The following is an 8,660-nucleotide window of genomic DNA, read 5'->3' as shown; positions in this document are numbered from 1 at the left end:
AGATTATACGTGAGAAGGGTGTCTATATGAAATGATATAGACACTTTTTTGTTATATGAAGAGGAGAATCAATTACACTGAAAGATAAAATATCGTGTTTTATAAATTCTGGCCATAGTATTACCTGTTAGTAATGCTTTCACAGTTTCTGCACAACTTCTGCACATGTTTTGGTGATTTCTATGTCATGATATATTCATTAAGTGAAATGTTTCACATAAAAAGAAATATATTTTCACTGCGGTGTATGCATAACACACACATACATCGTTACAAGATTGTCTCTTGTTATTCTTTTACATCGAAGCCCACATTACACTACAAATTATAACAAAAAGGGGACAGGAACATGAATAATTGATTATTAAAACAACTACAAAACATGAAAATGAACAAAAAAAGTCTAGGAGCTGTTGCATTAACAGCTGGAATTATTGGCACGACACTTATTCCTCAAAACGCATATGCGCACGGTTTTGTTGAAAAGCCGAGCAGCCGATCTGCTTTATGTAGTCCAACTTATGGTGCACTAAATGTAAACTGCGGAAGTGTTATGTATGAACCACAAAGTTTGGAAGCTCCAAAAGGGTTCCCGCAAACTGGCCCAGTTGATGGTCAAATCGCTTCTGCAGGTGGTAAATTTGGTGGTATTTTAGATCAACAAACAGCAAATCGTTGGTTTAAAAATACAATTACAGGCGGGGAAAATACTTTTACTTGGAAGTATACAGCGCCTCACTTAACGAGCAAATGGCATTACTATATTACAAAAAAAGGATGGAATCCAAATAAAGCGCTCACAAGAGCAGATTTAGAACCAATTGGAACTGTACAACATGATGGCTCTGCAGCCTCAAATCATTTAACTCACAAAATTAATGTACCTACTGATAGAAGTGGATATCATGTGATTTTAGCGGTATGGGATGTAGCTGATACAGCAAATGCATTCTATAATGTAATTGATGTTAATCTCATCAATGACGTAAAACCAGACACAGAAGCTCCAAGCATTCCAAATAGAATTCAGGCACAAAAAGTAACAGCGAATAGTATAGAACTAGCATGGAACGCTTCTACGGATAATGTAGGGGTAAAAGGGTATCAAATCTTCCGTAACGGAGAGATGATTGATACAGTACCAGGAACTCATTTTATTGATAAAAAATTACAACCAAGTACAGAATACTCTTATACTGTAAAAGCAATTGACGCAGCTGGAAATGTATCGAAAGAAAGTGCAACGCTTACAGTGAAAACAACAGTTGAGGTTCCTGATACAGAAGCACCAACACAACCAAAAGGATTACATAGTATGGGAACGACAGCGTCAAGTGTGGATCTAATGTGGAGTCCTTCTGACGATAATATTGGTGTAGACCATTACGATATTTATAGAGAAACAAAAGGGTCAATGGAAAAAATTGCAACATCCAATACGACTTCTTATATGGATAAATATTTACTCTCTAATACTACTTATAAATATGTAGTGAAAGCTGTTGATGTAGCTGGAAATGAATCTGTACAGAGTGATATATTCATAATTACTACAAAAACTGAAAGCGTTTCATATGAAGAATGGGATGCAAAGAAAGCATATGAAAAGGGAGATAGAGTTCTACACGAGGGAAAAGTATATGAAGCAGTCCAAAGTTATAAAGGAAATGGGGATCCAAACTGGATTTACGCCTTATCATTATGGAAAACAGTGTAAGCTTTACCTTGGTATGAACTAAGAGATAATGGGCTTTGATGCAAAAGGACATCTTGAGAATTCATTTTTCTATAAATAAAAAAGGGCAGTATATGAAGACATAAAGTAGTTTCATATACTGCCTTTTTTATTATGATAACACTTTCGTCATAAGTATATGTGGAATACCATCTTCCATAAATACATCAGAAGAAGTTTGGTAACCTAGTTTTTTATAAAATCCTTCAGCTTGTGTTTGACCGTGTAGTTTTACTTTTGTAGCATCTTTGTTGCGAGCAATTTCTTCTAACGCTTGAATAATTACTTTTCCTAAACCGTAGTTACGATAGTCTTTTAAAATACAAATACGTTCTAATTTACCAGTGCCATCAACAAATCGTATACGACCTGTACCTACAGGAAGCTCATTATAATAAACTAAAATATGTTTACATTCCTCACCGATTTCATCGAATGTATCGAATTCATCTTCAAGAGGGACATTTTGTTCTTTTACAAATACTTCTTTTCGAATATGAAAGGCAGTTTCTAAATCTGTAAGTTCTGTTATGAGTTTGGAGTGCAATTTGTTCAGCCCTTTCTAGTGTAATGTGCTTTTGTTTTCATAGTATATCATAATGATACGTAATAAAGAGAAAATATAAAAAGCTGACTGTAAGAGTCAGCATTCATGATAATTCCTGTATCCCGTTTTTTGTTCCAATAATCGCCTTACTAGTCATATTAACAAACAATCCAGTTTCAACTACACCAGTAATCATTTTTAATCGTTTGTGTAAATCGGAAGGAGTAGGTATATGATTAGGGAATATACAATCGACAATCATGTTATTATTATCGGTTATAAACGTTTCATTATTCTTTAAGCGTAACGTTGTTTGACATCCTAAAGATTGGATTTTACTTTCGGTTTGTTTCGATGAAAAAGGTATGATTTCAACGGGTAATGGAAAAGTCCCTAAACGTGTCACAACTTTTGATTCATCAGCGATAATGATAAGTTGTTTGGAGGAGGAGGCTACAATTTTCTCGCGAAGTAATGCACCACCGCCGCCTTTAATAAGCTGTAAATTAGAATCAATTTCATCCGCTCCATCAATTGTAAGATCAAGACTTTGTACGTCGTTTAACGAAATCAACGGGATATTTAGTTGCTGTGCTAATGCTTCCGTTTCCTTTGATGTTGGGACAGCTTGAATTGATAATCCTTCTTTTACACGCTCACCTAATTTTTGTATCGTCCAATATGCGGTAGAACCTGTACCAAGACCAATCTTCATTCCATCTTTTACGAAGGTTGCAGCATATTCACCAGCGAGTTGTTTTAAATCCATCGCTTTACTCCGCTGGACGTGGTCCAGCATCAAGACCTGAACTTTCAACTGTAAGTACTGGACGAACTACTATATCTTTATGTACACGCATTTGACAAGATAATCGTAAATGATCTTCAATTCCTTTTTCTGTTATCGCATTTTTTTCATTCGCACTCGCTTCACAAAAATCACCCGCTATAATTTCTACTCTACAAGTTGTGCACCGAGCTTTCCCGCCGCAGCGATGGAGAATGTTTACACCGTTATCTTCAATCGCTAATACTAACTTTGTGCCTTCTTTTACATCAAAAGTTCCCGCACCTTCAATTGTTAATTTTGGCAAATTTGTTCCTCCTCACGTAAAATTGTACATAACATATTTATGACCGCGAATTATTGAACATAAACATAATTTTTTTATATGCCCCGTAACTTTTTTATTTGTTGAATCGTTAATTAAGTAAGCGCTGAAAAGGAGTGGTTATTTTGTGCACAAAAGTAACTCATATTTTGAAAAATCATATCGATATGAATCATTCAAATATAACTTTTTTAATTGAGCAATACGGAGAACTGAAAAGGTACTGTACATTTTTAACGAAAAATAAATGGGATGGCGAAGATCTTGCCCAAGAAACAGTTTGTAAAGTGCTTCAAAAATATAGTAATAAAGATATTTGTATGACGCTCGTATATAAAATAGCTAGAAATCGTTGGTTAGATCAAATAAAGTCAAAATCAGTTCATGAAAAAATAAGAGACCAAATTACTTTTGAAGAACCACATGAAAAAATTGCAGATTTGCATGAAATGGTAGGGAAAGTATTATCTTCATTAAATGTACAGCAATCCGCAATTTTATTATTAAAGGATGTTTTTCAATATAGTATCGCTGATATTGCTAAAGTATGTTCCGTATCGGAAGGGGCAGTAAAAGCTTCTTTGTTTCGGAGTAGAAATAGGTTGAAAACTGTAAGTGAAGAAGGGATAGAGATAGTTGAATTCACAGATGATATGGAAGTTGTAGTAACGTCTATTCGAGAAGAGAGACCGGAATTATTAACGAAACTGCTTCCAACAATAGATTTTACTAAGTTACCATCTAAACAGCCAGTCTTATTATTTAATGTGAAACAACCTTCTTCCTACAGTTGTATGCTTTGTGTTGCATAACAATTATTGGAGGGATATAAAATGAATGCAATTCCATATGTAGTGGAACAAACGAAATTAGGAGAACGTTCCTATGATATATATTCAAGGTTATTAAAAGATCGTATTATTATTATCGGTTCAGAAATAAATGATCAAGTAGCGAGTAGTGTCGTAGCTCAATTATTATTTTTAGAAGCAGAAGATGCAGAGAAAGATATATATTTATACATTAATAGCCCAGGTGGTTCAACGACAGCAGGTTTTGCCATATTAGATACGATGAATCTCATTAAACCAGATGTACAAACGCTATGTATGGGATTTGCAGCATCATTTGGTGCATTGTTATTATTATCAGGTGCAAAAGGAAAACGGTTTGCACTCCCTAACAGTGAAATTATGATTCATCAACCGCTTGGTGGTGCGCAAGGTCAGGCAACGGAAATTGAAATCACAGCTAAAAGGATATTGAAGTTAAAGCATGATATTAATAAAATGATTGCAGAAAAAACAGGGCAACCGATTGAAAGAGTAGCACATGATACAGAAAGAGATTATTTTATGACTGCAGAAGAAGCGAAGGCATATGGGATAGTAGATGATGTTGTTACGAAAAAATAAGATAAAACAGGCTAGAGGATATGTTAATCCTCTAGCCTGTTTTATTAATCTTTTATCCATTCATCAACTAGCGCTTGATTCTTTTCAATCCATTTGCGTGCTGCTTCTTCTGGATCTTTCGTTTTATTTAACATGACCATTAATGTACCAAGTTGTTCATCGTTCATTTTCCATTTGTCAAAGTATTTTATAATATCTGGATGATCTTTTTCGAAACCTTTACGAACAGAGTAATAAATGTCATCTTTTTCACCATATACTTTCTTAGGGTCTTTTAAATATTTTAAGTCAAATTCTGAAAAGCCCCAATGTGGATTCCAAAGCGTAACAGCGATTGGTTTCTTTTTCGTATATGCTTTCTTTAATTCACTCATCATCGCCGCTTCAGAAGATTGGACAAGTTTTAGTTTAATATCATATTCCTTCATCGCTTTATTCGTTAAATTCATTAGACTGCTGCCAGGTTCGATTCCGACAATTTTGTTATCTAGTTCATCTTTATATGCATTTAAATCCTCAATACTATTTATGTTTTTCATATAAGAAGGTACGACAAGGCCAAGCCCTGTACCTTCATACCATTTTGATTTTAAAACAATATCATCTTTATAACGATCGTTTAGCGGTTTATCCGTAACGGGTAGCCATACTTCTAAATTAGCATCAACATCACCACGAGCGACACCAGTCCAAATCGCTGCTTTTTCTAAATACATGAGTTCAACTTTATAGCCTTTTTGTTCTAATAAAACTTTCCACATGTTTGCTGTTGCAATATTTTCTTTCCAACTTGTTACACCAAGTTTAATTTTTCCTTTCGAATTTGCATTTGTTGCATTACATGAAGTGAAAATCATAGTAATAAATAATGCAAGGCATATAAACCAAATTTTCTTTCGCATCGAAAACCTCCTAAGAAACGTTTGCCTCTTTAAATAAATGTATAAGTAAGCATTCTTATTATGAACGGAAACGAGAATTTTAAAGAATTCTTATGAATGTCATTTTTATGTAATATTTCTTTGTAAAATCGCAACACTATGTGAATAGATGGGTAGAAAAGGAGTAGTGACATGGATAATACAAAGGTGCGTGTTGAAAACGTAACAAAAGTATTCGGGAAACATCCGCAAAGAGCCCTTTCCTTATTAAAAGAAGGAAAAAGCAAATCGGAAATTTTGAAAGAGACAGGAATGAACGTTGGTGTGAAAAAAGCAACGTTTGAAGTATACTCTGGAGAAATTTTCGTTATTATGGGTTTGTCAGGTAGCGGGAAATCTACGTTAGTTCGTATGTTAAATCAATTAATTAAACCGACAGCGGGCCATATATACATAGATGGTGAAGATATCGCGACGATGGGCAAGGAAGAATTACGGAGAGTAAGAAGAACGAAAATGAGCATGGTATTTCAGAAATTCGCTCTATTTCCTCACCGTACCGTTTTGCAAAACGTTGCATATGGATTAGAAATACAAGGAGTTCCAGTAGAAGAACGTGAGAAAAAAGCATTAGAATCATTGAAATTAGTAGGACTCGATCATCATAAAGATAATTATCCAAGTCAACTTAGTGGCGGTATGCAGCAGCGCGTTGGAATCGCAAGGGCATTAACAAATAATCCAGATGTATTGTTAATGGACGAGTCATTTAGTGCATTAGATCCACTGATTCGAAAAGAAATGCAAGATGAGCTATTAGAATTACAAGACAAAATGGAGAAAACGATTATTTTTATTACACACGATTTAGATGAAGCCCTTCGAATTGGTGATCGAATTGCGTTAATGAAGGATGGAGAGATTGTCCAAATTGGAACACCGGAAGAAATTATGATGAGCCCTGCCAATGAATTTGTAGAGAAATTCGTGGCGGATGTGAATTTAGGAAAAGTAATTACAGCGGAATCTATATTAAAACGACCGGAGACATTATTAATTGATCGTGGACCACGTGTAGCACTTCAAATTATGAGGAATGCCGGAGTTTCTACTGTATATGTTGTAAACAAAAAGTATGAATTTTTAGGTATATTAACTGCGGATGATGCAAGTAAAGCAGTTCAAAAACAGTGGCCAATTGCTGATTTATTACTTAACGATATTCCGCACGTGTATTTAGATACTTTACTTGAGGAAACGTATGCAAAAATGGCTGAGATGAAATATCCGTTACCCGTAATTGATGAGAAGAAAAGGCTAAGAGGAATTATTAAACGCGAAAGTGTCATTCAAGCTCTTGCAGGTAATATTGAGGAAGAGGTGAAAGACGATGAATAGTATACCACGTATTCCGTTAGGGGAATGGGTCGACTCATTTGTTGCCAGTTTATATGAGCACTTTGAAGGCTTATTCCGAGGGTTCTCTTATATTATCGGCGGATTTGTTGATTTACTCACTAATTTTTTAACAATAATACCAGCCATATTGATGATTATCATCCTTTGTTTCCTCATTTGGTACACAACGAGAAAAGTATCTTTAGTCATTTTTACACTGATCGGGTTATTATTTATTTTAAATATTAACTACTGGGCACAAACGATGCAAACATTATCACTCGTACTTACTTCCGTTATTATTTCAATTATTGTCGGAATTCCAATTGGGATATTAGCATCTCAAAATGAGCGTTTCTCAAAATTTTTAAAACCAACGTTAGATTTTATGCAAACAATGCCGGCTTTCGTATATCTTATTCCCGCGATTACATTTTTCGGAGTAGGTGTAGTACCCGGGATTATTGCATCAGTAATCTTTGCAATGCCACCGACAATTCGTTTTACTGATTTAGGAATTAGACAAGTTCCAGAAGATTTAATTGAAGCAGCGAATGCATTTGGCTCAACCGCATCACAAAAATTATTTAAAGTACAATTACCACTCGCAACTGGAACAATCATGGCTGGTGTGAATCAAAGCATTATGCTTTCTTTATCTATGGTAGTAACAGCATCTCTTGTAGGAGCACCAGGTCTTGGGGTTGATGTATACCGCTCTGTAACACAAGTTAATATCGGAATGGGATTTGAAGCCGGACTAGCTATTGTTGTCATTGCGATTATATTAGACCGCATTACACAAGGATTTCATCAAAAAAGAAGATAACAAAAAAACACACTTTATTATACAAAGTGTGTTTTTTTGTTTGAATAAGATTATATACAAACAATAACAGAACCGCCAGCTGGCGCACAAACTTGGTTTTGCTGTTGTTCCATTGATTTAATTACATGATTATTTTCTTCAATTAATGAGATTAATTTCGCTAATTGGCTTTCAAGATTTGCGATAAGCTGCATCATATATTGTTAATCTTAATGCAACGTATTCCTTACAGGATGGTGGGGAATAAACATATTGTTGATTTATATTTGGATTCCAATAAGGATGCATTTAACTCGTTCCTCCTTCAATAAATTACGAAGCTTTCTTATAGAAAATACCTATGAATAATTAATGGCTACTTGAAATTTTTCATTATAAAAGGAGTCTGCACAGATAATGGAAAATATTACATATGAAGTAAAAGTGCATTTTTTGGAAATGTTCAAATGAGATAGTGAATATAGTAATACATTCAAGTAAATGTATGTTATTTAAGGAGAAAAGATGGGAGGAGATGTAATTTTGGCTAATAATAATAAAAGAAATGATGCGTTGGCAATAGGTATCGGTATAGGGGTTGTAATTGGTGTATTTCAAGGTTTTTTTACTAATAATTTAGTAATCGGAATTGTCATAGGGATTGTAATTGGGATTGCATTTTTGAAGAAATAATGAGTTGTAAATTTATTTCTAAAAATGATTCGTCAAAAGAATGAATTTTCGGAATATAAATCCTATTTTTC

11 protein-coding genes are annotated in these 8,660 nt (G+C 34.4%); 6 read left to right on the top strand and 5 right to left on the bottom strand.

Annotated elements, in window-relative coordinates; genetic code table 11:
* The first annotated feature begins 382 nt into the window (after nt 1-382).
* Nucleotides 383-1,717 (top strand): lytic polysaccharide monooxygenase, encoded by a 1,335-nt coding sequence (locus tag KI369_RS19980; protein WP_212957116.1) that lies wholly within the window; start codon nt 383-385, stop codon nt 1,715-1,717.
* 130 nt (nt 1,718-1,847) lie between these two features.
* Here KI369_RS19980 and KI369_RS19975 read toward each other — a convergent pair whose 3' ends face one another.
* From KI369_RS19975 to KI369_RS19965, 3 genes are all read right to left on the bottom strand, one after another.
* Nucleotides 1,848-2,282: a GNAT family N-acetyltransferase gene (locus KI369_RS19975; protein ID WP_212957115.1), complete on the bottom strand. Its 435-nt coding sequence runs from the start codon at nt 2,280-2,282 to the stop codon at nt 1,848-1,850.
* Between the two features lie 103 nt (nt 2,283-2,385).
* Nucleotides 2,386-3,051 (bottom strand): ribose 5-phosphate isomerase A, encoded by a 666-nt coding sequence (gene rpiA, locus KI369_RS19970; protein WP_212957114.1) that lies wholly within the window; start codon nt 3,049-3,051, stop codon nt 2,386-2,388.
* A 4-nt stretch (nt 3,052-3,055) separates the two neighbouring features.
* Nucleotides 3,056-3,376: a 2Fe-2S iron-sulfur cluster-binding protein gene (locus tag KI369_RS19965; RefSeq protein WP_212957113.1), complete on the bottom strand. Its 321-nt coding sequence runs from the start codon at nt 3,374-3,376 to the stop codon at nt 3,056-3,058.
* A gap of 143 nt (nt 3,377-3,519) precedes the next feature.
* Between KI369_RS19965 and KI369_RS19960 the strand changes: the two genes are divergently transcribed.
* The gene (locus KI369_RS19960) at nt 3,520-4,206 is read left to right on the top strand and encodes an RNA polymerase subunit sigma-70 (protein ID WP_000337493.1); all 687 of its coding nucleotides are present in this window, start codon (nt 3,520-3,522) and stop codon (nt 4,204-4,206) included.
* A 21-nt stretch (nt 4,207-4,227) separates the two neighbouring features.
* Entirely contained in the window at nt 4,228-4,809 is a 582-nt protein-coding gene (clpP, locus tag KI369_RS19955; RefSeq protein ID WP_006924303.1) for an ATP-dependent Clp endopeptidase proteolytic subunit ClpP, read from the top strand.
* A 44-nt stretch (nt 4,810-4,853) separates the two neighbouring features.
* On the opposite strand, the gene KI369_RS19950 is transcribed toward clpP, so the two are convergent.
* Nucleotides 4,854-5,711: a glycine betaine ABC transporter substrate-binding protein gene (locus KI369_RS19950; protein ID WP_212957112.1), complete on the bottom strand. Its 858-nt coding sequence runs from the start codon at nt 5,709-5,711 to the stop codon at nt 4,854-4,856.
* A 171-nt stretch (nt 5,712-5,882) separates the two neighbouring features.
* Here KI369_RS19950 and KI369_RS19945 point away from each other — a divergent pair, with 171 nt between their 5' ends.
* On the top strand, nt 5,883-7,088 hold the full coding sequence (locus KI369_RS19945; RefSeq protein ID WP_212957111.1) for a quaternary amine ABC transporter ATP-binding protein: 1,206 nt from the start codon (nt 5,883-5,885) through the stop codon (nt 7,086-7,088).
* Nucleotides 7,081-7,917: an ABC transporter permease gene (locus KI369_RS19940; RefSeq protein WP_001084764.1), complete on the top strand. Its 837-nt coding sequence runs from the start codon at nt 7,081-7,083 to the stop codon at nt 7,915-7,917. Before KI369_RS19945 ends, KI369_RS19940 begins: the two co-directional genes overlap by 8 nt.
* Nucleotides 7,918-7,967: 50 nt before the next feature.
* On the opposite strand, the gene KI369_RS29780 is transcribed toward KI369_RS19940, so the two are convergent.
* On the bottom strand, nt 7,968-8,114 hold the full coding sequence (locus tag KI369_RS29780) for a hypothetical protein (protein ID WP_212957110.1): 147 nt from the start codon (nt 8,112-8,114) through the stop codon (nt 7,968-7,970).
* A gap of 307 nt (nt 8,115-8,421) precedes the next feature.
* Between KI369_RS29780 and KI369_RS19930 the strand changes: the two genes are divergently transcribed.
* A complete protein-coding gene (locus KI369_RS19930; RefSeq protein WP_212957109.1) occupies nt 8,422-8,589 on the top strand; it encodes a glycine zipper domain-containing protein in 168 nt (55 codons plus the stop codon).
* The last annotated feature ends 71 nt before the right edge of the window (nt 8,590-8,660 follow it).

The organism is Bacillus sanguinis, from assembly GCF_018332475.1.
In the GTDB taxonomy this organism is placed as follows: domain Bacteria; phylum Bacillota; class Bacilli; order Bacillales; family Bacillaceae_G; genus Bacillus_A; species Bacillus_A sanguinis.
This window is presented reverse-complemented; position numbering and strand designations above follow the sequence as displayed.

What these genes read in the sequence shown, in the direction of transcription:
- KI369_RS19940 (WP_001084764.1), top strand. Translation starts at nt 7,081, where the DNA reads ATGAATAGTATACCACGTATTCCGTTAGGGGAATGGGTCGACTCATTT.
- KI369_RS19950 (WP_212957112.1), bottom strand. Translation starts at nt 5,711, where the DNA reads ATGCGAAAGAAAATTTGGTTTATATGCCTTGCATTATTTATTACTATG.
- clpP (WP_006924303.1), top strand. Translation starts at nt 4,228, where the DNA reads ATGAATGCAATTCCATATGTAGTGGAACAAACGAAATTAGGAGAACGT.
- KI369_RS19930 (WP_212957109.1), top strand. Translation starts at nt 8,422, where the DNA reads ATGGGAGGAGATGTAATTTTGGCTAATAATAATAAAAGAAATGATGCG.
- rpiA (WP_212957114.1), bottom strand. Translation starts at nt 3,051, where the DNA reads ATGGATTTAAAACAACTCGCTGGTGAATATGCTGCAACCTTCGTAAAA.
- KI369_RS19980 (WP_212957116.1), top strand. Translation starts at nt 383, where the DNA reads ATGAAAATGAACAAAAAAAGTCTAGGAGCTGTTGCATTAACAGCTGGA.
- KI369_RS19945 (WP_212957111.1), top strand. Translation starts at nt 5,883, where the DNA reads ATGGATAATACAAAGGTGCGTGTTGAAAACGTAACAAAAGTATTCGGG.
- KI369_RS29780 (WP_212957110.1), bottom strand. Translation starts at nt 8,114, where the DNA reads ATGATGCAGCTTATCGCAAATCTTGAAAGCCAATTAGCGAAATTAATC.